Source organism: Butyrivibrio sp. AE3003 (genome assembly GCF_000686065.1).
Lineage (GTDB): Bacteria > Bacillota > Clostridia > Lachnospirales > Lachnospiraceae > Butyrivibrio > Butyrivibrio hungatei_A.
This window is the reverse complement of the sequence record NZ_JMLX01000001.1, coordinates 1,410,521-1,434,507: the sequence shown is the minus strand read 5'-3', so window position 1 is coordinate 1,434,507 and position 23,987 is coordinate 1,410,521. Positions and strand designations below refer to the sequence as shown.

20 protein-coding genes are annotated in these 23,987 nt (G+C 42.0%); all 20 read left to right on the top strand.

Annotated features, from left to right (window positions below):
• Nucleotides 1-85 precede the first annotated feature (85 nt).
• The 20 genes from CD00_RS0106855 to CD00_RS0106765 all read left to right on the top strand — a co-directional run bounded on the left by CD00_RS0106855 (nt 86) and on the right by CD00_RS0106765 (nt 23,886).
• Nucleotides 86-1,408 (top strand): ABC transporter substrate-binding protein, encoded by a 1,323-nt coding sequence (locus CD00_RS0106855; RefSeq protein ID WP_026655293.1) that lies wholly within the window; start codon nt 86-88, stop codon nt 1,406-1,408.
• Between the two features lie 128 nt (nt 1,409-1,536).
• Complete coding sequence (locus CD00_RS0106850; protein ID WP_026655292.1) at nt 1,537-2,415, top strand: carbohydrate ABC transporter permease; 879 nt, start codon at nt 1,537-1,539, stop codon at nt 2,413-2,415.
• Nucleotides 2,415-3,269 carry a carbohydrate ABC transporter permease gene (locus CD00_RS0106845; RefSeq protein WP_026655291.1) on the top strand — a complete coding sequence of 285 codons (855 nt, stop codon included), beginning with the start codon at nt 2,415-2,417 and terminating at the stop codon, nt 3,267-3,269. Before CD00_RS0106850 ends, CD00_RS0106845 begins: the two co-directional genes overlap by 1 nt.
• Before the next feature lie 21 nt (nt 3,270-3,290).
• Nucleotides 3,291-4,706 carry a sucrose phosphorylase gene (gene gtfA, locus CD00_RS0106840; RefSeq protein WP_026655289.1) on the top strand — a complete coding sequence of 472 codons (1,416 nt, stop codon included), beginning with the start codon at nt 3,291-3,293 and terminating at the stop codon, nt 4,704-4,706.
• A 34-nt stretch (nt 4,707-4,740) separates the two neighbouring features.
• Nucleotides 4,741-5,721, top strand: a complete 981-nt coding sequence (locus CD00_RS0106835) for a LacI family DNA-binding transcriptional regulator (RefSeq protein ID WP_026655288.1) — start codon at nt 4,741-4,743, stop codon at nt 5,719-5,721.
• Between the two features lie 240 nt (nt 5,722-5,961).
• Nucleotides 5,962-6,819 (top strand): ROK family protein, encoded by an 858-nt coding sequence (locus CD00_RS0106830; RefSeq protein ID WP_034462017.1) that lies wholly within the window; start codon nt 5,962-5,964, stop codon nt 6,817-6,819.
• Nucleotides 6,820-6,872: 53 nt separating this feature from the next.
• Nucleotides 6,873-9,338 carry a beta-mannosidase gene (locus CD00_RS0106825; protein ID WP_026655286.1) on the top strand — a complete coding sequence of 822 codons (2,466 nt, stop codon included), beginning with the start codon at nt 6,873-6,875 and terminating at the stop codon, nt 9,336-9,338.
• Nucleotides 9,339-9,394: 56 nt separating this feature from the next.
• Nucleotides 9,395-10,378, top strand: coding sequence for a glycosyl hydrolase (locus tag CD00_RS0106820; RefSeq protein WP_026655285.1), 984 nt, complete (start codon nt 9,395-9,397; stop codon nt 10,376-10,378).
• Complete coding sequence (locus tag CD00_RS0106815) at nt 10,375-11,457, top strand: SGNH/GDSL hydrolase family protein (protein ID WP_026655284.1); 1,083 nt, start codon at nt 10,375-10,377, stop codon at nt 11,455-11,457. Before CD00_RS0106820 ends, CD00_RS0106815 begins: the two co-directional genes overlap by 4 nt.
• Before the next feature lie 43 nt (nt 11,458-11,500).
• On the top strand, nt 11,501-13,534 hold the full coding sequence (locus CD00_RS17520) for an alpha-galactosidase (protein ID WP_242838929.1): 2,034 nt from the start codon (nt 11,501-11,503) through the stop codon (nt 13,532-13,534).
• Nucleotides 13,527-13,673 (top strand): GH36 C-terminal domain-containing protein, encoded by a 147-nt coding sequence (locus tag CD00_RS20610; protein WP_242838928.1) that lies wholly within the window; start codon nt 13,527-13,529, stop codon nt 13,671-13,673. Before CD00_RS17520 ends, CD00_RS20610 begins: the two co-directional genes overlap by 8 nt.
• 59 nt (nt 13,674-13,732) lie before the next feature.
• Nucleotides 13,733-14,770: a LacI family DNA-binding transcriptional regulator gene (locus CD00_RS0106805; RefSeq protein WP_026655283.1), complete on the top strand. Its 1,038-nt coding sequence runs from the start codon at nt 13,733-13,735 to the stop codon at nt 14,768-14,770.
• A complete protein-coding gene (locus tag CD00_RS0106800) occupies nt 14,760-15,785 on the top strand; it encodes a LacI family DNA-binding transcriptional regulator (RefSeq protein ID WP_026655281.1) in 1,026 nt (341 codons plus the stop codon). Before CD00_RS0106805 ends, CD00_RS0106800 begins: the two co-directional genes overlap by 11 nt.
• 278 nt (nt 15,786-16,063) lie before the next feature.
• Nucleotides 16,064-17,509, top strand: a complete 1,446-nt coding sequence (locus tag CD00_RS0106795; RefSeq protein ID WP_026655280.1) for an ABC transporter substrate-binding protein — start codon at nt 16,064-16,066, stop codon at nt 17,507-17,509.
• Between the two features lie 85 nt (nt 17,510-17,594).
• Entirely contained in the window at nt 17,595-18,554 is a 960-nt protein-coding gene (locus CD00_RS17515; protein ID WP_051594107.1) for a carbohydrate ABC transporter permease, read from the top strand.
• A 44-nt stretch (nt 18,555-18,598) separates the two neighbouring features.
• On the top strand, nt 18,599-19,435 hold the full coding sequence (locus CD00_RS0106785) for a carbohydrate ABC transporter permease (RefSeq protein WP_034462370.1): 837 nt from the start codon (nt 18,599-18,601) through the stop codon (nt 19,433-19,435).
• Nucleotides 19,436-19,441: 6 nt separating this feature from the next.
• Nucleotides 19,442-20,608: an AGE family epimerase/isomerase gene (locus tag CD00_RS0106780; protein ID WP_034462016.1), complete on the top strand. Its 1,167-nt coding sequence runs from the start codon at nt 19,442-19,444 to the stop codon at nt 20,606-20,608.
• Nucleotides 20,598-21,773 carry a glycoside hydrolase family 130 protein gene (locus CD00_RS0106775; protein ID WP_026655277.1) on the top strand — a complete coding sequence of 392 codons (1,176 nt, stop codon included), beginning with the start codon at nt 20,598-20,600 and terminating at the stop codon, nt 21,771-21,773. Before CD00_RS0106780 ends, CD00_RS0106775 begins: the two co-directional genes overlap by 11 nt.
• A 9-nt stretch (nt 21,774-21,782) precedes the next feature.
• The gene (locus tag CD00_RS0106770) at nt 21,783-22,724 is read left to right on the top strand and encodes a type I phosphomannose isomerase catalytic subunit (RefSeq protein ID WP_026655276.1); all 942 of its coding nucleotides are present in this window, start codon (nt 21,783-21,785) and stop codon (nt 22,722-22,724) included.
• Nucleotides 22,681-23,886 carry an SGNH/GDSL hydrolase family protein gene (locus CD00_RS0106765; RefSeq protein WP_051594106.1) on the top strand — a complete coding sequence of 402 codons (1,206 nt, stop codon included), beginning with the start codon at nt 22,681-22,683 and terminating at the stop codon, nt 23,884-23,886. Before CD00_RS0106770 ends, CD00_RS0106765 begins: the two co-directional genes overlap by 44 nt.
• Nucleotides 23,887-23,987 lie beyond the last annotated feature (101 nt).

Here is a 23,987-nt window from a genome sequence, read left to right as displayed (position 1 = left end):
TGTCAACCGATTGACATAAATAAACGTCACGTGGTAATATCTGTTTACAATAAACAAAGACCTTTAAAAGGAGGGGTTATTTAAGATGAGAAGGAAAATAGTTTCATTAGTAGTTGGTGCAGCATTGGCATTATCAATGGTTGCATGCAGTACACAGAATCCGGAAGAGCCTGTTGCTCAGACTGCCGGAGAGCAGGTTGCAGATAGCAGCAATGGAGGGGGATCGGCTATCTCAATTTTAAATTCTAAAACAGAGATTCAGACACAGTTCGAGGATATGGCAAAAGAGTATGAAGAGAAGACAGGTGTGCATGTTGAAGTATACAATGCCGATACGGATACAACAGTTGCTTCACAGATTGCAACAAAGTATGCATCACACGATCCTTATACACTTTCAATGGTGGATCCGAAAGATATATATGCAGTAGCAAATGAGTATGCTTACGATCTTTCAAATGAGGACTGGGCAAAGAAAACAAAGCTTGGAATCACGGTTAACGGAAAAGTTGTAGGATTTCCTTTCTGTGTAGAGGCAAGAGGTATTCTTTATAACGCAGATGCGATTGAAAAGATCACGGGAGAAACGTTCGATCCTACATCGGTTGCTAAGCTTGAAGATTTCCAGAAGTTACTTGATAAGCTTGTACAGGGCGGAATGGAGAAGCCTGTAGGAATTCTTTCAGAGTATTGGTCACTCGGTGCACACTGGTTCCCTATGGTATATGAAGAGCAGCAGGATCCGGATGCATTTGTAAAGAGCCTTCTTGATGGATCGGGTAAGCTTTCGGATAATGAGAAATTCAATTCCTTAATGGATTCATTTGATACGCTTATTAAATATAACTATGCAAAAGGTTCTGCTTCTAACGCAGATCGTGAAGAGACATCAATGATGCTTGCAGAAGGACAGATCGCTTTCATGTTCGGAGGAAACTGGGATTGGTCAGTTATCAACCAGTATGATTACACAGAGCACCTCGGAATGATGCCTGTTCCGCAGAATACTACAGATACAAGCAACTTTAAGATTGTCGGCGGTGCAACCAAGTATTTCTTTGTTGACAGTTCATCAGATACTTCAGATGAGCAGAGACAGGCTGCGCTTGACTTCCTTAACTGGCTTGTAAACGATGCTGACGGAAATGCTTTCCTTACAGAAAAGTGTGCGCTTGTTCCTGCTTTTGAAAATATCAAAGCCGATAAGCTCGATCCATTTTCTCTTTCTGTAAAGACATATGCAGATGCAGGAAATATGATTCCTACATACAATTACCTTCCCGACGATCATATGACGGTAGTAGGACAGGAGATCATGCAGAAATACCTTGATGAGTCAATGGACAGAGCAGCACTTGCTGATGCGGTAACTGAGTATTTCAAGTCTGCAACACCTATTGAGCACTGATAATTTACTCAATAATCAATCTGATTGTAAAAAGACATTATATCAGGGCTTCGATCATCAAGAAGCCCTGATAAAAAAGAAAAGAGATTTAAGTGTTTAGTGCACGGGTATTTTGAAAGGTGAGGCATATGAAAACTAATACACTGGGCTATAAATTAAAACAGTATTTGATCTTTGCTGGATTAACAACGGTAATATTTTGCAGTGTTGTGATAATACCTTTTATTTATGGACTGTATCTTACATTTACGAGCTGGAACGGGGTATCCAGAAATAAGCCTTTTGTAGGCATGGAAAATTATCTTAATGCATTTTCGGATGGGGGATATTGGACATCTCTCGGACGTACGTTTATCTATTCGGCAATAGCTGTTGTACTTGTAAATGCTGTTGCATTTATCATTGCATATATGGTTACGAGCGGAATCAAAGGCCAGAATTTTTTCAGAGCCGGATTCTTTGTACCGAATCTTATCGGTGGTATCGTACTTGGTTATGTTTGGAAATTTGTATTTAATAAAGCGCTGGTAGAGCTTATGGGCTATATATCAGACGGAAGAGCTAAGTCACTCCTTGCTACGGAGAGCGGAGCAATCGCAGCACTTATTATTGTTTCGGTATGGCAGTATGCCGGCTACATGATGCTTATTTATGTCGCAGGTTTTATGAGCGTATCGGAAGATGTTATTGAAGCGGCTAAAATTGATGGCTGTACAGGCAGACAGTCTATCATTCATATATCAATTCCACTTATGACGGCATCATTTGTACAGTGTCTTTTCCTTACAATCACAAGATGTTTCATGGTATATGACGTCAACCTTTCGTTGACTAACGGTGATCCTTATGGAAGTTCAGCGCTTGCAGCAATGCACGTTTACAATCAGGCTTTCGTAAACAAGAACTATGGAACCGGCCAGGCAGAGGCACTTATCTTGTTTGTGATCTGCGCGGTGATCGGTGGAATTCAAGTATACGTAGGTAAGAAAGGGGAGGTACAGGCATAATGGAAAATGAAAAAGCAAGACGCAATAAAATAATAAAGCATGCCATTATGATCGCTATCCTTGCGGTTATGTTTGTAGTATTTATTTTCCCTTTCATAATGGTAATAATAAATGTTTTTAAGGTAAAATCAGATATTACGGGCAATCCGCTTGCATTGGTAGGAAAGCACGGATTTACGATTGAGAACTTCCCCAAAGCGATTGAAAAAATGAAATTCTTTAATTCATTCGCTAACTCCTTTATAGTGACAGTGTGCTCAACTGTAGGAACAATCGCGCTTTCATCCATGACCGCTTACCTTATAGTAAGAAATAACTGGAAAGCAAATAAGATATTGTTCGTTCTTATGATCGCATCAATGGTAATTCCTTTTCAGGTACTCATGATCCCGCTTGTTTCACTTTACGGCGGAATACTCGGCATTCTGAATCACAGGATCACATTGATATTCATGCACATCGGATTCTCGCTTTCAATGGCTACATTCATGTTCCATGGAAGTATTAATACAAATGTTCCGTGTTCGCTTGAAGAGGCGGCTACAATAGACGGATGTAATAAATGGCAGATCTTTTCAAGAATCGTATTTCCTATACTTAAGCCAACTATAGCAACGGTGGCTATTATTGATGCAATGGCATTTTGGAATGATTATCTTTTGCCCAGTCTTGTACTTGGAAGAAAAGAGCTGTATACGATCCCTATCGCGACAAAAGTTTTCTACGGCACATATTCGACAGACACGGGTCTGATCATGGCTGCACTTTTGCTTGCGATGCTTCCGATATTGTTGTTATATCTTTTCCTTCAAAGATACATTGTTGAGGGAATCACAGCAGGAGCTGTTAAATAATTATATGAAAGGTTTTATGTTATGAAAAAGCTAGAAAACAAATGTATGTTGATCACATACGCAGACAGCATGGGGAATAATCTCAAAGATCTAGCGTTTGTAATGGACAAGTACTTTAAGGATGCAGTAGGCGGTATACATATACTTCCTTTTTTCCCATCTTCGGGAGACAGAGGATTTGCTCCTATGGATTACCACGTTGTAGACAAGACGTTTGGAGACTGGGACGATATAGAAAAGTTGTCGGAACAGTATTATCTCATGGCCGATTACATGATCAATCACATTTCGGCGCAGAGTGAGTATTACAAAGATTTTCTTCAGAAAAAAGATGATTCGAAATACAGAGATCTTTTCATTCGCTATAAGGATTTTTGGGAGAACGGAGAGCCTACACAGGAAGAAGTGGATGTTATCTACAAGAGAAAGCCCAGAGCTCCCTATGTGGATGCGGTGTTCGCTGACGGAAGCACTGAGAAAGTATGGTGCACCTTTGATGAGCAGCAGATCGATATCAACTGCAAATCGGATACGGCAAAAGAGTTTATCAAGGATAATCTTGTAAATCTCTGTAAGCACGGACTCTCGATCATTCGACTTGATGCGTTTGCTTATGCGACAAAAAAAGCAGGAAGTTCATGCTTTTTCATAGAGCCGGAAGTTTGGGAACTTATGGACGGATGCCAGAAAATAGTAGAGCCGTACGGTGTTAAGCTCCTTCCTGAGATACACGAGCACTACACGATGCAGCAGAAAATTGAAAGCCATGACTACTATGTTTATGATTTTGCGCTTCCAATGCTACTAATAAATGCGTTATACTATGGACAGTCTACGTATTTGAAGAATTGGCTTAACATTTGTCCGAGGAAGCAGTTCACAACGCTTGATACTCACGACGGAATCGGTGTTGTCGATGTAAAAGACCTCCTTCCCGATGATGAGATTGAGAGGACAAAAGAGGACATCTTTAAATACGGAGCCAATGTAAAGAAGATTTACAATACGGCTGCATATAACAATCTTGATATTTATCAGGTCAACTGCAGCTATTACTCGGCACTTGGCGATGACGACGATGCTTACCTTCTGGCAAGAGCGGTTCAGTTTTTTGCTCCCGGAATTCCGCAGGTATATTATGTGGGACTCCTTGCGGGAAAGAACGACCTTAAACTTCTTGAAGAGACCAAAGTCGGAAGAAATATAAATCGTCATTATTACAAGCTTGACGAGATAGAAAAAGAAGTCGAAAGACCTGTCGTAAAAGAGCTTCTTAAGCTTATGAAGTTCAGAAATGAGCATCCTGCATTTGACGGAGAGTTTATTCTTGAAGATTGCGGCGATGAGGAACTTGTTATTCTTAGGAAAAACGGCGACGATTTTGCACGGCTTAAAGCAAATTTAAAGACTAAGAAGTTTACTATCGAGCATTCGTAAGAAGTGCGTGGTAGGAAGAGGCATCGGAGGGAATATGGCTACATTAAAGGATGTCGCAGCCAGATGTGGGCTGACGGTTACAACTGTATCAAGGGTTCTGAACAACAGAGGGTATATCTCGGACAAAACAAGGTCCAAGGTATATGCTGCAATGGAAGAACTCAATTATCAGCCCAACGAAGTAGCCAGATCCCTGTCCAAGAAATCGACGAATACGATCGGCGTTATTATGCCGCACATAAGGCATCCTTATTTTTCCGAGATGATAAGTAACATTGAGAATGCGGCAAGCAAGAAAGGGTATAAGATCTTGCTCGCCAATTCCAAGGGCGCAGATCACAAGGAAAAAGAGTACCTTGATATGTGCACAAGTAATCGTGTTGCCGGTGTTATAGTTTTTTCCTCCACTGTAAAGGGGCTCGAATTTGCAAATAGTAATATCCCGCTTATCACCGTTGAGCGTTTTGTTGAGAACGGAACGGCAGCAGTTGAGTGCGATAATGAGCAGGGAGGAATGCTCGCAGCCGAGGCGCTTATCAAAAGCGGTTGCAAGCACCTGCTTATCATAAGCGGTGTTTCGAAAAGCGTCATGCCTGCAGATGATCGTTTGAAAGGCTTTGCCAAAGTCTGCGAAGAGCGCGGTGTTGTCTATAAGGCGGTTTCAACCAGCATGAATCAGTATAACAACCTTGAGTATCACGCTCTTTTGACGGGAGAACTTAAACTCGACAATGAGATAGACGGAATTTTTGCAAGCTCCGATCTTATCGCGGCGCAGGTTCTTCAGGTTTGCAGGAAAATGGGCAAAAGAGTACCTGAAGATATAAAACTTATAGGCTTTGATGATGTTCTGCTTTCGAGGCTTACGACTCCGCCAATCTCGACAATACACCAGCCCATTAAAGAAATGGCGGAAATGGCAGTGGATCTAGTCATTTCATCTTCTGAGGGCAAGGTTGTACCAAAACGCACGATACTTCCTGTTTCTTACATAGAAAGGGAGAGTACCAAGTAACTGATTTGAAAAATAGAATATTTAAAAGATACCGTTCTGACAGGCCTTTAACAGCTTGTTAGAGCGGTTTTTTTAAAGATAAAGAAAAAGATGGAAATACTATTGAAAAATAGATTGATATGTGCAATATTTAAGTAAAATACAAATACATTGCGATTGAGTTAAGTTAATTTAATTAAATTCCGGATTGGAGTTTTTGGTAGCATATTTACTTTTTAGTGATAACGGAGGGGAATACAGATGTATGGCGCGATAGAAGCAGGTGGGACAAAGATGGTATTGGCTGTTGGGGACGACAAGTCAAATATAGTAGAGACCACAGAGATAAAAACGAGAAGTCCGAGGGAAACAATCCCTGAGATTATGGATTTTTTTGGAAAGTATGACATTGAAGGCATGGGAATAGGCGCGTTCGGCCCTGTGTGCCTTGATAGGAACTCGGAAAGTTACGGAAAGATAGGAAAAAGCCCGAAGCTGGAATGGGTGGGCTTTTCCTGGATGGAAGCTTTTGGCAAGGCAGATTTCCCTGTGACAATAGATACCGATGTCAACGCGGCATGTTTGGGAGAAGTCAAATATGGGAATGGAAAAGGGCTGAATAACGTAATCTACATAACAATAGGCACCGGGATCGGAGTTGGAGTTTATGCTGAAGGCAATCTCCTCCATGGAGCGCTTCATCCTGAGGCGGGACATATTCTTTTGCCTGTGAGCGGCAGAGACGGTTTTGAAGGAATCTGTCCGTATCATAAGAACTGTTTTGAAGGACTGGCATCGGGACCTGCAATAGAGGCTCACTATGGCAAGAAGCCGCAGCTTTTGCTCGATGATATGAGCGTTTGGGAGCAGGAAGCAGACTACATCGGAAAGGCATTGATGCAATATATCTGTTGCTACTGTCCCGAGAGGATCATTCTCGGCGGCGGTGTTATGCATATAGAAAAGCTCTTTCCCATGATCCGCGAGAAAACCCTTTCCTATATGAACGGATATGTTGATACAAAAGAGATGCAGGATATTGAAAGTTATATAACACCTGCGGGACTTATGGGGCAGCAGGGAATAAAAGGCGCATTGTTCTTGGCATCACTTAAGTAAGACAAGGGATGCTGTAACGGCGCTGTACTAGGCATTAAATATGGAGACAATAGATGGAAAGATTTGCAATAAATAACTGGATATTGAAAAGAGTATCCGATGGCAGCAGCTACAGGACTGAGGTTCAGGGGAGCGTTCTCTATACATTGCAGGATAACGGAGTAATCCCGGATCCGTTTGTGGCAGACAATGAGAAATTTGCTCTGAAAATGATGGAAGAGGATTTTGAATACGAAGCTAAGTTCGATGCCGGTCATGCACTGATGACATCTTTGAAAAAAGAGCTTGTATTCGAAGGAATCGATACCGTTGGGGAGGTGTATCTAAACGGAAGCAAAATCCTATGTGCCTGCAACGTGCACAGGACTTACAGGATTGATATAACAGATTTTTTAAAGGAAAAAGATAATGAATTAAAGGTCTGCATCAGGTCACCGCTTAAATATATAAAGGATGCATACGAAAAAAGTGAGTGCGACGGAACAGAAGATGCCATGGAAGGCTTTGTTCACATAAGAAAGGCCCACTACATGTTTGGCTGGGACTGGGGCCCGAGAATCCCTGATGCGGGACTTTTCAGACCTGTATATATTCTTGGAATAAATACTGCACGTATCGAGAATGTCAGGATTCATCAAGAGCACAACGACGGTAAAGTCGGGCTGCGTATTTTTATAGACAAGGCAGTTTCCGGTGATGATACAGGTCTTTCCTGTGATGTAAGTCTTACAGATCCACATGGAAAAGAGCATACGTATGAAGATTACAGATCAGGCGATGAAATCGTGGTCGAAGATCCGTTGCTCTGGTGGCCGTCCGGATTCGGAGAACAAAATCTTTATAACCTGGATATAAAATTAAAACTTGGAAATACGGAGCTTGATTCTCTGACAAAAAGAATCGGCCTGAGAACCCTTACCATAACCAAAAAGAAAGATGAGTGGGGAGAGAGTTTCTCGCATTGCATAAACGGTTTTGATGTATTTGCTTTTGGCGCAGACTATATACCGGAAGATAACTATCTGACAAGAATGACGCCCGAAAGAACAAGGAAACTTCTTGAAGATTGTAAATTGGCCAACTTCAATTCCATCAGGGTATGGGGCGGAGGCTTTTTCCCGGATGATGCTTTCTATGATATCTGCGATGAGCTTGGGATCATGGTATGGCAGGATATGATGTTTGCCTGCGGTGTCTATGACCTTACCGAGGAATTTGAAGAAAATATCAGACTTGAGATTAAAGATAATTTAAAAAGGATTGCGGATCATGCGTGCCTTGCTCTTATTTGCGGCAATAATGAGATGGAGATGTTCGTAAAAAGCGGAGTGTGGGTTAAGACTCATAAGCAAAAGGCTGATTATATTAAGATGTATGAATATCTTTTTCCTAAGTGGGTAAAAGAATATGCACCTGATGCGGTATACTGGCCATCCAGTCCGTCATCGGGAGGATCTTTTGACAATCCCAACGACTTTGACCGCGGAGATGTTCACTTCTGGCAGGTATGGCATGACGGAAAACCTTTTACCGAGTACAGAAAGTACTTCTTCAGATATCTGTCGGAGTTTGGTTTCCAGGCTCTTCCGTCAAAGAAGACCTTGGAAACGGTAATGACAAGCGAAGAAGACTACAATCTTTTTTCCTATAACATGGAAAAGCACCAGAGGAACAAATCTGCCAATTCCAAGATAATGCAGTACATGCAGGCAACTTTCAAGTATCCTACGGATTTTGATATTTTAATATATGCTTCTCAGCTTCTGTCGGGAGAAGCGATAAGATACGGTGTTGAGCACTTTAGGAGAAACAGGGGGAGGTGCATGGGAACTCTGTATTGGCAGCTAAATGACTGCTGGCCTGTTATAAGCTGGGCTTCTGTTGACTATTACGGAAGATGGAAGGCGTTGCACTATTATGCCAAAAGATTTTTTGCGCCCGTGCTTATTAGCTGTGAGGAGACGAGTACTGTATCCGAAGGCATTGAGATAAATTCCGAAAATAGCAGCTTCATACCTGCGATAAAGCTTAATATCTCCAATGAGACCATGACGGAGCGAAAGCTTACGGCAGAGTGGAAACTTAGAGACGCTTTCGGAAAAGAGATTGATGGAAAAGGACTTGAAATCGAAACTTCGGGTACCGCAGATGTAACTGTTTCTCCGCTTTCTTCAAAGTGGGTGACTGAGCAAAGCTTCCCCGAAATCGACATATATTCCTGTTACGTGTCCTTTAAGGCCATAGAAGAGGGCGAGGTGGTATCGGAAGGAACGGCTCTTTTTGTGCCGGCGAAATATTTCCGCTTTGAAGATCCGGGGCTCGCAGTAAGAATGCTCTCGGAAAATGAGATAGAAATAAGCGCAAAGGCTTTTGCCAAAAATATAGAAATTAGAAATGAGAATGACGATCTGGTACTCTCAGACAACTTTTTTGACATGAATCCCGGAGTAAAGGTTGTCAGGATCATAAGGGGAGATGCCAATAATCTTACGGTCAGAAGTGTTGCTGATATTCACTGAGTGAAAAAAGACTTACCACGAAATGACCTTAAATGAATTTTTACCGGAGGAATTGTATGAGTGACAAGATTTATGAACCGAGTAACGCGAATATGCAGCAGGGAGCAAGAAATGTGCTTAAATATCTGGCCGAGATCACATATGAAAAGATGATCACAGGACAGCATACGCAGACGATGGAGCAGGAAGAGCTTAAGCTGATAGAGGAAAAGACGGGAAAGAGGCCGGCGCTTTTGGGCTTTGAACTTTTGTCTTATTCACCGAATATAAACTATCTCGACACAGATGATGAATGTATGGATGAGATCGTTCATAACAACGGAACGCTTAAAAAAGCCTGGGAATGGGCTGAGGAACAAGGGCTTATCACATTCACATGGCACTGGTTCTCACCTCTTTACGGCAGGTCTAAGGCTTTTTATACAGAGAATACTTCTTTTGACCCTGAAAAAGCTGCAACCGAGGGCACTGCTGAATATAATGCGATGATCTCGGATCTTGACGTAATGGCCGGGATACTGAGGCCTTTTTGTGAAAAAGAGATCCCTATTTTGTGGAGACCGTTTCATGAGAGCGACGGAACATGGTTCTGGTGGGGAGCAAAAGGAGCCGAGCCTGTCAAAAAGTTGTACAGAATAATGTATGAGCGCTTTGTGGGCGTGCATCATCTTAACAATCTTATCTGGGTGTGGAATTCGCATATTAAGGAGTTCTATCCGGGAGACGACGTTGTAGATGTGATATCGGTCGACCTTTATACCGATAAACATGTTCATACGGCATATTCCGAGCAGTATAATGCGCTTAAAGAAATAACCGAGATGAAAAAGCCTATGATTCTGGCGGAAGTCGGTGTGCTTCCGGATCCCGAGGCTGTCCACGGTGAGCATATAGGATGGGCGAGCTTTATGACATGGTCTCTGGATTTTTGCAGAACAGAAGAATATAACACATTTGAATTTTTGAAAGATGTATATAACAGCCCGAATGTTGTAACAAAAGATAATCTTCCCAAACTATATGAGGTTAAAAAGATATGAATGAAGTAGAAGGAATAAAGCGGATAAAAAAACTGATTGATAAGGCCAAAGCGGGTGAAGAACTTGTACTTGGCTTCTTTGGAGGCTCGATAACTCAAGGATCTTTGTCTTCTGAGCCTAAGCTGTGCTATGCACATAGAGTTTTTGATTGGTTTGAAAAAGAGTTTCCGAATGCAAAGTTTCATTATGTGAATGCCGGAATAGGCGGAACATCCTCATATTATGGAGTGTCCAGAGTCTATAAGGATCTGCTTATGTATAGGCCGGATTTTGTGATTGTAGATTTTTCCGTGAACGATGAAGAGTCAGAGCTTTTCAAAGAGACATACGAGGGACTGATCAGGCGGATATGGTACTCGGATACAGAGCCTGCAATGCTGCTTCTTAACAATGTGTACTATGACAATGGCAGAACAGCAGAAGATATACATTTAGAGATTGGAAGACACTACGGAATTCCCAACGTGAGCATCAAAGATACGATATATAAGAGGATGCTTGAAGGAAGATATAATAGAAATGATATTACACCTGACGGATTGCATCCAAATGATCTCGGACACGCACTTCTGGCAAAAGAGATAACGGATAGGATCAATGAAATATGCGGTATGGACGTATCTGATTACGAAGAAGAGCAGGAAAAAGAACCTGTTACAGCAAATCGCTTTGAAGCTTCTTTAAGATATACCATTGAAAACAGCAGTCCGGTATTATCGGGCTTTAGAGCCGATGCGAGAGAAAAAGAAGGACATCTTGACTTCTTTAAAAATGGCTGGATAGCTACCAAGGCAGGTGATTCAATTCACTTTGAGCTTAGCGGCGTAAGGACGATTGCCATACAGTACAGAAAGACAATAAACAGACCTGCTCCCGTTGCGCTGGCTGTTTTGGACGGATGCAGGGAAAAAGCTGTTGTTCTTGATTCAAATTTTGATGAAGACTGGGGCGATTGCCTTTATTTGCAACCTGTGCTGAGCGAAAACGAAAGAAAAGATCACATATTGGATATAGAAATAGTAAGTGCCTCGGAAGCAGATAAAAACAGCTTTTATCTGTTATCATTAATAGTATCTTAAAGCAAAGCGTGAGCAACAGCAGGTTAAGGAGATTGGAGGAAAGATGGCGATAGTATATAACGACAGAGAGCAAACATGGAAACTTGATACGGAAAATACATCATATGTTCTTGGAGTAGTGGATGGGAAGTATCTTTCACATATCTATTACGGCAAAAAGATAAGAAGCAACGAGCTTTCGTATCTGCTAAGACCTGATGAGATTGTTCCTCCGTCAATCAGGCCTGCGGAGCAGCTTGGCTTCATGGATGCAATACAGCTTGAGTATCCTTGCGGCGGGATCGGTGATTTCAGGGAGTGCTGCATTTCTGTAAAGAGCGATGCGGGACAGATAGGATGTGACCTGTCATACAAGGGGTATGAGATTGTAAAAGGGAAAGCAAAGGTTGCGGGACTTCCTACATGCTTTGGAGACAATGCAGATACGCTTGTGATAAGGCTTGAGGATGAGATTTACGGTCTGGTTGTATCTTTGTCTTTTACCATATTTGATGATTGTGATGCAGTAATACGTTCTGCGCTTATCGAGAACAGAGGCTCGAAAATATTATGTATAGAAAGAGCCTTGTCTTCATGCCTTGACTTTGAGATGAGAGACTGCGAAGTTATAACGCAGTGCGGTGCGTGGGCGAGAGAGCATATAATTGAAAGGACGGCTCTTAATCATGCGGCTGTAATAGCGGAGTCGACAAGAGGCGAAGAAGGTCATGATTCCATGCCTTTTATGGCTGTCGTTTCCAAAAATACCGACCGGAAAAGCGGAGAAGTCTACGCTTCTCAGCTCATTTACTCCGGCAATTTTATGGCAAAGGTAAAGAAAAATGCTCACGACCAGATAAGGATGGTCATTGGAATAAATCCAGAGACATTCTCATGGAAGCTTGAACCGGGAGACTCTTTTCAAACGCCTGAGGCGGCTCTCGTTTATTCATCCTGCGGTCTTGGAGAGATGACAAGAGATTATCATAAGCTTTTTAGAAAACATCTGATAAGACAAGACTGGGTGAGCAAGGAAAGACCTATACTTATCAATAACTGGGAAGCAACATATTTTGATTTTGATAAGGACAAGCTTCTTGATATTGCAAAGACGGCAAGGCAGTGCGGAATAGAACTTCAGGTTCTTGACGACGGCTGGTTTGGATATAACAGAAATCAGCCAAGTGGAGGGCTCGGAGACTGGTATGTCAATGAAGATAAGCTGGAAGGCGGCCTAAAGGGGCTGACCGATGAGCTAAAAAAGATAGATATGAAGTTCGGACTTTGGTTCGAGCCTGAAATGGTCTGTGAAGATACGGACCTTTATAAAAAACATCCGGGCTGGATATTACATCAAGTGGGAAGAATACCTGCGCGAGCGCGTGATCAGTGGGTTTTGGATTATTCCAATCCTGAAGTGAGAAACTATATCTATGAAAGTATGGCCAAAATACTGCGTGAAGTTCCTGTTGTATATATTAAGTGGGATATGAACAGGTCTCTTTCCGATGTCGGTTCTGAGTATCTTCCTTCAGACAGGCAGGGGGAGATTTGGCACAGACACGTCCTTGGCGTATATGAGATTCAGGAAAAGATAACCAAGGAATTTCCATATGTTCTGATCGAGAACTGTTCTTCGGGTGGAGCCAGGTTTGATGCGGGAATGCTGTATTACAGTCCTCAGATATGGTGCTCGGATGATATGGATCCTGTTGAGCGTCTTTCGATTCAGGAAGGTACTGCAATGCTTTATCCGATATCAGCGATAGGATCTCATGTTGCCAAAAGCCCCAATGATATTTCGGGAAGAGAAGTTTCTTTTGAGTCGAGAGCTGTGGCGGCTATGTTTGGAACTTTCGGATACGAGCTTGATGTAACCAAACTTTCAGAAGATGAACTAAAGCAGATCCCAAAGCAGATTGCCGGATACAAAAGCATAAGAAGACTGATCCTTGACGGAGAGTATTACAGATTGGCGTCATACAGGGAAAATAAAGAATATGATGCATATATGATAGTTTCCGAAGATAAAAAAAGAAGCTTTTATGATATATATGCAGGTATTGTCAAAGGCTTTTTCAAGAAGCAGATTGCTTAGACTTGAAGGACTTGACTCTGATATGAAATATGATGTAAACGGAAAAGTTTATGACGGAGATGTGCTGATGAATGCTGGACTTTTGATTCCCGGAAGCAAGGACTTTGAAGCACAGTTCATTAAAATTACAGCAGTATAAACTGTTATGGATTGATTATTAAGTTAATTTAATTCATAATAAGAGCCGGAGGATAACAGATGAGACCAAAACAGAAGGTAAAACTAAAAGATATTGCTGACAGCCTGGGAGTATCTGTTGTTACAGTATCTAATTCACTGGCGGGCAGACCCGGAGTGAGCGCCGAAATGCGCACGAAGATAAAAGAATGTGCGGCAAAGATGGGGCTTGATTACAGTAAATACGGGAAGACTACGCCTAAAAAGGTTGAAAATCCGGAACTTATCGGAAAGACCATCAGCGTCATTGTTTCAGACAGATATATTTATATAGGCGCTTCTTTTTATTGGGAGATGTATCAGAAGGTCGCTTATGCGGTTTCGGAAAATGAATGCTTTACGTCGCTGAGTATGGTCAAGGATTACGACGATGACGAAATACTTCCACCCGTAACGGATGCCGACGGAGTGATAATAATAGGACCTATAAAAGAAAAGTTTCTTAACAGGCTGCTGGCGGCAGTTAAAGTGCCGGTAGTTTTCATGGATCAGCAGATTGAGACAGGTAATTACACTTCCGTCTTGTCGGGAAATTATTACGGAATGTACAGAGCAACCAAGGAGCTGGTTAAAGCAGGCCATAAAGAGATAGGATTTGTCGGAGCACTTGATTATTCCAGAAATATAATCGACAGATACTATGGATATAAAAAGTGCATGCGTGAGAACGGCCTTAAGGTGAATCGCGAGTGGCTTTTGCCGGACAGGAGCGGAAATGACGAAACTCCTATGATAGAGCTACCCAAGAAACTGCCCACAGCATTTGCGTGCAGCAGTGATTTTTCTGCCGGATTGTTATATGAGGCGCTTAAAAAGCAGGGAAAACGTGTTCCGGAAGATATATCGATTGTCGGTTATGACAATTACCTGCTTAACAGCGATCTTGAAGGAAAGCTTACAACTTACAACGTTGATCTTGTGAAAATGGCCAGACTCACAGTGGAGCAGGTCATTAACGAGATAGAGGATCCGTCACTTGCAGGAACGATATTTGAGGTGGATTCCAACGTTGTGAAAAGAACATCGATAAAAGAGTTGAGGGATAATAATGCAGAGTGATGTTACATTGTCTGATATTGCAGAAAAGCTTGGCGTAAGCAGTGTTACCGTGTCGAAGGCTCTTGCGGGGAAAAAGGGCGTCAGTGATGAACTGCGTGAGGAGATACTAAGTCTTGCCGACAAAATGGGATATGTGCGAAAAGAAAAGAACCATCATCCCAAAAAAAATACCGTAATTGGAGTGATAGTTGCGGAAAGATATCTGAATCACAGTAGGTCATTCTACTGGCACATTTATAAAGAATTATCGGTGCAGTCAAATGATAAAAGAATTCTTACTCTTTTGGAGGTTATAAACAGAGAGGCGGAAGAGTCCGAAAGTGTTCCCAATCTCATTGCACAGGAGAGTGTGGATGGACTGATAATTCTTGGAGCTTTCAATGTCGGATATCTTCGTATGCTTAGAAACAAAGCCAAGATACCGATGCTTTCGCTGGATTCTTTATATGAGGAGATAGAAGGTGATGCGGTGATAACCGATAATATCCTCGGAGGGTATGAGATTACCAGATATCTGTTTGATAAAGGACACAGGAAGATCGGATTTGTCGGTACTTTGAAGGTGACACCGAGTATTGACGAGCGGTATATAGGAATGTGTAAGTTCCTGTCATCGGCAGGTCTGGATGTTGAGTTTAGGGATAATCCATTGGTGATCAATGACAGGGATAAATATGGTAATCTTGACGCAGAGGGGACATTTGCGCTTCCTTCGGCAAAAGAGATGCCGACAGCATTTTTCTGCAATTGTGATGTATCTGCGCTTTTGCTTATCGAGCATTTGAAAGAAAAAGGATACAAAGTTCCCAAGGATATTTCAGTCATCGGATTTGATAATTATGTTCCCGATATGAACAAGAGCATTGAACTTTCAAGTTATGAAATAGATCTTAGTGTAATGATAAGTAAGGCAATGGAGCTGCTGACGCAGAGACTTCGTAATCCCGATATGCCTTTCAGCTCCGCGATGATACGCGGAAAGCTGATCGTCGGAGACTCTGTGAGAGCTGTCTGAAAGCATAAAAACTAATTACAGAAACTCCGTGTACTCAAAAGGGTGCGCGGAGTCTTTTTTTGTTAATTAATTTAAGTTAATTTAAGAAGGTTTGTCTATAAATAATTAACAATATTTAAGGAGTCGTTTTGTTGAGGATTAACGAAACGGCTCTTTTTTACTGAATTTTGTAAAAGTGCTATTGAAAAATGGTGATGAACAAATATAATATTAATTAACTTAAGAACAATGTATTGGAACCATGGTTTTACTTAAATTAATTAAAAGGGGTGAATGAAATGAATTTAAAAAGGACTATTGCTCTATTGGCTGCTGCAGCTGTGGCTGCATCTCTCGTCGCATGTGGCTCTTCACCGAGTGCAGGTACGGAACCGGGAACGGCAGGTTCCGAGGCTTCCGGAAATTCCGGTAATGCCGGTAACGGTGGCACTGCAGATACTGCGGATAACAACTATACATCTGTTGTTCTGGGTGAGACGGGGAAGGATATCAAGACTACGATCAAGATTCTGACACATAGAACGGACATGGTTGGTGATGATTATTCGGGAAAAAGTTGGAAAGACTATGTTGCGGAATTTAATAAGATTTATCCCGAAATTACAGTAGAATTTGAAGCTATTACAGATTATGCGGAAGATTCGCTTCTTCGTCTTCAGGGTGGTGACTGGGGCGATATTATGATGATCCCGGCGATCGATGCATCTGAGCTCTCGAATTATTTCATGCCGTATGGAACAGTAGATCAGATGAAAGGTGCTATCCGTTTTGCTACGGACAAGCAGTATAACGGAATATGTTACGGGGTTCCGTCTACGGGAAATGCTCAGGGTGTTCTTTATAACAAGGCAGTATTTGAGAAGGCAGGAATCACAACTTTACCCAAGACACCGGAGGAATTTATAAATGACTTAACTCTGATAAAAGAAAAGACGGATGCGATCCCTCTTTATACAAACTATGCCGCAGGCTGGACAATGGGAGCATGGGATGCATATATTGCGGGAACTGCTACAGGTGATGCAACATACATGAATCAGAAGCTTGCTCATACGGCAAATCCTTTCGCCGATCCGGGTGACGGATCACATGCATACAATGTGTATAAAGTCCTTTATGATGCAGTTGCAAAAGGCCTTATTGAGGATGACTATTCAACTACAGACTGGGAAGGCTGCAAAGGCATGCTTAACAGAGGCGAGATCGGAACTATGGTACTTGGCTCATGGGCATATTCTCAGATGCAGGCAGCAGGAGATAAGCCTGAGGACATCGGATATATGAGCTTCCCTATCACGGTTAACGGCAAGCAGTATGCTACAGCAGGTCCTGATTACGCATTCGGAATCAATAAGGATGCAAGCGATGAAAATCGTATGGCGTCACTTCTTTTTGTAAAGTGGATGACAAATGAGTCGGGATACTCATACAACGAAGGCGGTATTCCTATCAATGCCGAAGATGACAAATATCCCGATCTTTATGCGGCATTTGACGGAGTTGAATATGTTTCAGATGAACCGGCACTTGCGGGAGAAGAAGATCTTAAAGATACACTCAATTCCGATTCGGAACTTAGCATTAACAGCGGTGGTGACAAGAAAGTTCAGGCGATCATAGAGCATGCATCCAACGGGGATATGACTTTTGATCAGATCATGGACAGCTGGAATAAAGCGTGGACAGAAGCACAGGAACTTAACGGAGTTGATACAGACAACTGATTTATAAATTTTTTTATGAGCTGCGGGGGAGGGGCGGAATTGTATGATTCCGCCTCAACTTATAGAAAGAAAGTGAGATAACCCTATGAACAAAAGAAAGTGGAAACAGGCGCAGGTAATATTAACATTTCTCATTATTCCGGTAGGATTACTGATTTTGTTCACATATTATCCTTTTGGCAAAATGGTCCAGTTCAGCTTTTATAACATGAAATACATTGGACCAAGGAAATTCGTGGGATTCAAAAACTATATACAGATTTTTAAACGTGAAGATATTCTGAGAACGCTGTTACTGTCTCTGTATTACATGGTCGGAGCGGTAATTCAGGTATTTCTTGCATTATATCTTGCTACAATATTCTGCTTTAAGGTAAAAGCTGAAAACTTCTGGAAGGGATTTATTTTCTTCCCTTATCTGATAAACGGTATAGCTATCGGATTCATTTTTAAGTTTTTTTACACAAGAGGATTTGTTCTGGACACGGTTCTCCAAGCGATAGGCTTCAATCCGGACAGTCTTCCGTATTGGTTAAAAGACCAAACGATAAACAACTGGTCGCTCGTATACTCGTCGGTGTGGAGATACCTGGGCTCGACAATGGTTCTTTTCCTTGGGGCAATGATGTCGGTGGACAGTACGCTTTATGAAGCAGCGTCGATAGATGGCGCAAATAAGTGGCAGACATTCTGGCACATCATTTTACCGAGCATAAAGACAATAGTAACACTGAATGTAATTTTGGCAATTACAGGATCTCTTTCGGCATTTGAGCCGCCTTTTGTTATAACAAGCGGTGCAAACGGCACGGGAACATTCTTTGTAGTAATGAATGATATTGCTCATACAAGTCAGAAGGTCGGACTTGCCAGTGCGATGGCGGTATTCCTTCTTGTGATCATTTTCATTGCCAAATTTATTCAGGACGCAATATTTAGGTTCCTGTTTAGAAATGCGGGAACAGATATGGATGAAAGAGCGTTCAAGAAACAGCGTAAAAGGGAAGCAAAGGCAAGAATGCAGATGCAAAGAGGAGGTAAATAATGTCATCAAATACAGTAATTGCAAGTGTTGTTCCGAAGAAAAAGATGCGTATTGGTGATATTGTTTGGGGAATCATAAAGTATGCTTCTGTTGCACTTTGTGCTTTTTTGGCAGTACTGCCTATAGTATCCTGTGTCATAACTTCGCTGAAAACAGAGGTTGAGTATCAGAGCACCAATGTTATGACACTTCCGGAAAACTTTTTTAATTTTAACAATTATGTTCAGGCTTTTGCTCAGGCAAATATGGGACTGGCATTTATTAACTCGGGAATAATTCTTTTATTTGTACTTGCGGGATCGACCATGATAGGCTCTCAGCTTGCATATGTTCTAAATCGCTTTAGCTTTCCCGGCAATGCGCTTATCAGGAATCTGTTTACTTTTGCGGCACTTCTTCCGGGTATTGCCATGCAGGTTTCGGTATATGAAATAATGGTCAACCTCGGACTTGTAAATACTTTGTACGGATACATCATCATGATGATGGGAACGGATGTAATGTCAATTTACATCTACATTCAGTTTTTTGAAAATCTTCCTGTGTCACTTGATGAAAGCGCATTTTTGGACGGTGCGAATTACTTCCAGATTTATGCAAAGATATTGCTTCCGCTCTTAAAACCTGCGATTGTTACGAATCTGATTCTTAAGGGCGTTGGTGTTTACAACGAGTATTATTGCGCGAACCTGTATCTTCAGGATAAAAGAAAACTCTGTACGGTAGCCACATCATTGTACACATTCACGGGCCCCATGGGTAATCAGTATCATCTTATCTGTGCCGGCGTGATCATGTCACTTCTTCCTGCTCTGATAATATTCTTGCTTTGTCAGAAACAGATTTATAACGGCGTTGCAGCCGGTGCGGTAAAGGGGTGATAAGTAATGATCAGTGAAATAAAGGAGCATCTTCTGAATGGGATCATACCTTTTTGGAAAGGTTTAAGAGACGATGAATACGGCGGATATTACGGCTACATGGGCTATGATCTTGCCGTTGATAAAAAATATGAAAAGGGCTGCATACTAAACAGCAGGATATTATGGTTTTTTTCAAGCGCATACAAAGTTCTCGTAGATAAAACGCTTTTAAGCGAGGCTACGCATGCGTATGAGTTTTTAAAAAAATATTGCATTGATGATGAATATGGCGGGGTATTCTGGTCGGTATCTTATGACGGAAAGCCTCTTGATACTACAAAACATACATATAATCAGGCTTTTACCATCTACGGACTGTCTGCTTATTTTGATGCATCGGGAGATTGGGAAGCACTGAAGATGGCTATTTCTCTCTACGAACTTATAGAAAAGAAAATGCGTGATGAGCGTGGATATCTTGAAGCGTTCGACAGAGAGTTCAAGCCTGTATCAAATGAAAAGCTGTCGGAAAACGGTACCGACGCGGTAAGGAGCATGAATACTCTTTTGCATGTTATGGAGGGATATACGGAGCTTTACAGGGTATCGGGTGATGGCAGAGTCAGAAAATCTTTATATGAGATTCTGAAAATAGTAAGTACCAAGATATATAATCCAAAGCTTCGCAGACAGGAAGTCTTTTTTGACAAAGATTATAACAGCCTGGTCGATCTTTATTCCTACGGACATGACATAGAAGCGGCATGGCTGATAAATAGGACAACCGATATTCTTGGCGACGGTGACCTTTCGGCAAAGATTGGCAGAATGACGGAGGAGATGGCGAGTGAAGTATATAAAGTTGCTTTTGACGGAAAATCAATTCCCGTCGAGGGACAGAATTCAGTTGTAAAAGAGGACAGAGTCTGGTGGGTGCAGGCTGAAGGAATCAATGGATTTCTTGATGCATACGAAAGACATCCCGAGAAAAAAGAATATCTTGAGGCGGCACGGGCTCTTTGGGATTACATAAAAGAATTTGTCATCGATAAGAGATCCGGATCTGAGTGGTTCTGGTATGTCGATAAAAACGGCGTACCCGCGAAGGACGAGCCTATAGTTGAACCGTGGAAGTGTCCGTATCATAACGGAAGAATGTGTTTGGAGGTAATAACAAGAAATGTTACATGAGAGATATTACATTGAAAAGGACAGACAGGAAAAGCTCATGTCGCGGAAGAATGAACCTGCGGATTTTTATAACGGAGTATATACAAGATATAAATATCCGGTTCTTACAAGACAGCATATTCCGCTTACGTGGAGATACGATCTTGATATAAACAGTAATCCGAATTTTCAGGAGAGGCTTGGGATAAATGCAGTTCTTAATTCAGGAGCCATTAAGCTTAATGGGAAGTATTATCTTGTTGCCAGAATAGAAGGCAATGACAGAAAGTCTTTTTTCGGAGTTGCTGAAAGTGATAACGGCATAGACAATTTCAGATTTTGGGATTATCCGATATTGCTTGATGACACTTGTGAGGAAGAGACAAATGTCTATGACATGAGGCTTACGCAGCATGAGGATGGCTGGATATACGGAGTGTTCTGTTCCGAGAGCCACGATGATTCCACAAACGATCTCTCGGCGGCAGTTGCGGCAGCAGGAATTGTAAGGACAAAAGATCTTAAAAAGTGGGAGCGACTTCCTAATCTTGTTACAAAACGCTCGCCTCAGCAGAGAAATGTTGTTCTTCATCCTGAGTTTGTTGACGGAAAATATGCTTTTTACACCCGTCCAATGGACAGCTTTATCGATACCGGAAGCGGCGATGGTATAGGCTTTGGGCTGTGTGATGATATTGAACATGCAGTGATAGATGAGGAAAAGATTCTTAGCAGAAGAAGATATCATCAGATTACGGAAGCCAAGAACGGTGAATGCGTTGTGCCTATAAAGACAGACAAGGGATGGCTTCACATCGCGCACGGCGTAAGAAATACGGCAGCAGGACTAAGATATGTCCTTTATGCCTATGCAACAGATCTATATGATCCCGGAAAAGTTATAGCGGAGCCCGGAGGACTTCTTCTTGGACCGCTTGGATGGGAGAGAGTAGGAGACGTTTCAAACGTTGTATTCTCAAACGGCGCGATTGTAGAAGAAAACGGCGATATTCTTCTTTATTATGCAGGCAGCGATACAAGGGTATATGTTGCAAAAACAAGTATTGAACTTCTTGGTGATTATATCTTCGGAACTCCCGAAGATCCCGGCAGAAGCGTGCTTTGCGTGCAGCAAAGATGCGAGCTTATAAAGAAAAATCTTGAAGTATTAAAAAATGAGATTTAAGGAGCAAATATGGCAGTATTGAAACTACAGGCTCCCACCAAAGATTATCTGTGGGGAGGAAACCGCCTTGTCGACGAATTCGGTAAAAGACCGGCAGGCGATGTGACCGCGGAAAGCTGGGAGCTGTCATGTTATCCCGGTTGCGAGTCTGTGATTGAAAACGGTGAGTTTGCGGGAAAGACGCTCACTGATTATATAAATGAAAAAGGTAAGAATGTCCTTGGAAAAAACTGCGAGAAATTCAGGGAATTTCCAATACTTATCAAGCTTATTGATGCAAGAAAAGATCTGTCATTGCAGGTTCATCCGTCAGATGATTACGCTCTGAAAAAAGAAGGGCAGTACGGAAAGACGGAGATGTGGTATATAATTGATGCCAAAGATAATGCTTTTTTGTATTATGGCTTTAAACGCGAGATTTCCAAAGAAGAGTTTCGAAAGCGCATAGAGAATCAGACTCTTACAGAAGTTCTTAATGCATATCCCGTAAGCAAAGGGGATGTTGTTTTCATTGAGGCGGATACTCTGCATGCAATCGGTGAGGGGATTCTTCTTGCAGAAATTCAGGAAAATTCAGATATCACTTACAGGGTGTATGATTACGGAAGACGCGATAAGAACGGAAATCTGCGTAAACTTCATATAGAAAAAGCACTTGAAGTGACCGATCTTTTTCCAGCAAAAAAGGTTTCGAGACCTGAACCGCATATCGGAAACTGCAAATATTTTACGGTTGATAAAGTCAATCTAAGCGGTAAGATCATGAATAAGCTTAGCGGTACGGTTGACGAGAACTCGTTTTTACATATTCTGTTCCTTTCGGGAGAAGGGGAAATAAAGAATGACAACGAGGATGTGAGATTTAAAAAGGGCGACAGCTTCTTTCTCCCCGCCGGTGATGGAAATTATGAGATTTGCGGAGAGTGTGAGGCACTTTTCACGTATATTTAAGGATGAGAATATGCTTAGAGAGTATAAAATTTCAGAAATAGAAAAATTGAAGATTCATGGCAGGAGAACTGCATGTCTTGATCCTTTAACGCTGTTCTGGAATGGTTCGGGAATAGAAATGAATGTACGTGCCACTGTGGTGAAACTTCGCTGTTACGCAGACTATTCAGTCTTTGAGCCGTGGATTGATGTTCTTGTTGAAGGCGTAAGATATCAGAAGAGACCGCTTGAAAAGGGAATAAATGAGATCACAATCTGGCAAGGAAATGCGGGATCTGGCGAAAGTGATATTCCGCTCAGAAATATCAAGATTATGCGAGATACACCCGCTATGGCGGCGGATGGTGATACCCTGATACGGATTGAAGCTGTTTTTACCGATGGTACATTTGAAAATGTGGATGAACCGGGGCATAGGATTGAGTTCATAGGAGACAGTATAACATCAGGCGAAGGCTGCATGGGGCCTGTCTGTGAACAGGACTGGAATAGCGCATGTTTTGATGCTTTCGATAATTATACATATATCACAGCTCAAAAACTGGGGGCTGACTATGAGGTTTTCAGCCAGAGCGGTTATGGCTTTGTGTGGTCCTGGAATGGCAATCCGAAAGAAAATATGCCGTTATTCTATGATGAGGTGTGCGGGCTTGTTCCGGACGGAAAAGCTTGTGAGCTTGGGACTTATGAGAAATATGATTTCTCTCTTTTTGAACCTGATATCGTCATTATTAATTTGGGTACGAATGATGCGGGTGCGTATTCCGTAAGTAGCCATGAAGCTGCAAGGAGCATGGGAAGTGATAATATTCACTATCTGAATGAAAAAGGTGAGATCCCGTCGGAGGATGTGGCAGTGCTTAAGAACGGCGCAAAAGCTTTTTTGAAAAAGGTCAGAGAGAAGCGCCCGGGTGCCATAATAATATGGGCTTACGGAATGCTGCTTCAGGATTCTGATATAATTAACACTCAGATGACAAACCTGCTGTCAGCGGCAGTTGCTGAGTATTCCAAGCAGGAAAACGACAGCAAGGTATATTATCATCAGCTTCCGCCGACACTTGCCGGAGAGTTTGGCTCGAGATCGCATCCCGGCCATGCGGCTCACAAAAAGGCAGCAGAATCATTGGTGAAGAAGATAGAGGCGGTGTTGGGAGTGTGATAGAAAGACTTGCATTTGTGGGATGTTTTGAATCATAGATTCAAGGCGCTCGCAAACAGGCCATTTGAGTCGGTTTCGCCGAAGGAATTGCTTGTTTACTG

Coding starts and splice junctions, on each gene's coding strand:
- CD00_RS0106855 (WP_026655293.1), top strand. CDS start 86: ATGAGAAGGAAAATAGTTTCATTAGTAGTTGGTGCAGCATTGGCATTA.
- CD00_RS0106850 (WP_026655292.1), top strand. CDS start 1,537: ATGAAAACTAATACACTGGGCTATAAATTAAAACAGTATTTGATCTTT.
- CD00_RS0106845 (WP_026655291.1), top strand. CDS start 2,415: ATGGAAAATGAAAAAGCAAGACGCAATAAAATAATAAAGCATGCCATT.
- gtfA (WP_026655289.1), top strand. CDS start 3,291: ATGAAAAAGCTAGAAAACAAATGTATGTTGATCACATACGCAGACAGC.
- CD00_RS0106835 (WP_026655288.1), top strand. CDS start 4,741: ATGGCTACATTAAAGGATGTCGCAGCCAGATGTGGGCTGACGGTTACA.
- CD00_RS0106830 (WP_034462017.1), top strand. CDS start 5,962: ATGTATGGCGCGATAGAAGCAGGTGGGACAAAGATGGTATTGGCTGTT.
- CD00_RS0106825 (WP_026655286.1), top strand. CDS start 6,873: ATGGAAAGATTTGCAATAAATAACTGGATATTGAAAAGAGTATCCGAT.
- CD00_RS0106820 (WP_026655285.1), top strand. CDS start 9,395: ATGAGTGACAAGATTTATGAACCGAGTAACGCGAATATGCAGCAGGGA.
- CD00_RS0106815 (WP_026655284.1), top strand. CDS start 10,375: ATGAATGAAGTAGAAGGAATAAAGCGGATAAAAAAACTGATTGATAAG.
- CD00_RS17520 (WP_242838929.1), top strand. CDS start 11,501: ATGGCGATAGTATATAACGACAGAGAGCAAACATGGAAACTTGATACG.
- CD00_RS0106805 (WP_026655283.1), top strand. CDS start 13,733: ATGAGACCAAAACAGAAGGTAAAACTAAAAGATATTGCTGACAGCCTG.
- CD00_RS0106800 (WP_026655281.1), top strand. CDS start 14,760: ATGCAGAGTGATGTTACATTGTCTGATATTGCAGAAAAGCTTGGCGTA.
- CD00_RS0106795 (WP_026655280.1), top strand. CDS start 16,064: ATGAATTTAAAAAGGACTATTGCTCTATTGGCTGCTGCAGCTGTGGCT.
- CD00_RS17515 (WP_051594107.1), top strand. CDS start 17,595: ATGAACAAAAGAAAGTGGAAACAGGCGCAGGTAATATTAACATTTCTC.
- CD00_RS0106785 (WP_034462370.1), top strand. CDS start 18,599: ATGCGTATTGGTGATATTGTTTGGGGAATCATAAAGTATGCTTCTGTT.
- CD00_RS0106780 (WP_034462016.1), top strand. CDS start 19,442: ATGATCAGTGAAATAAAGGAGCATCTTCTGAATGGGATCATACCTTTT.
- CD00_RS0106775 (WP_026655277.1), top strand. CDS start 20,598: ATGTTACATGAGAGATATTACATTGAAAAGGACAGACAGGAAAAGCTC.
- CD00_RS0106770 (WP_026655276.1), top strand. CDS start 21,783: ATGGCAGTATTGAAACTACAGGCTCCCACCAAAGATTATCTGTGGGGA.
- CD00_RS0106765 (WP_051594106.1), top strand. CDS start 22,681: ATGAGATTTGCGGAGAGTGTGAGGCACTTTTCACGTATATTTAAGGAT.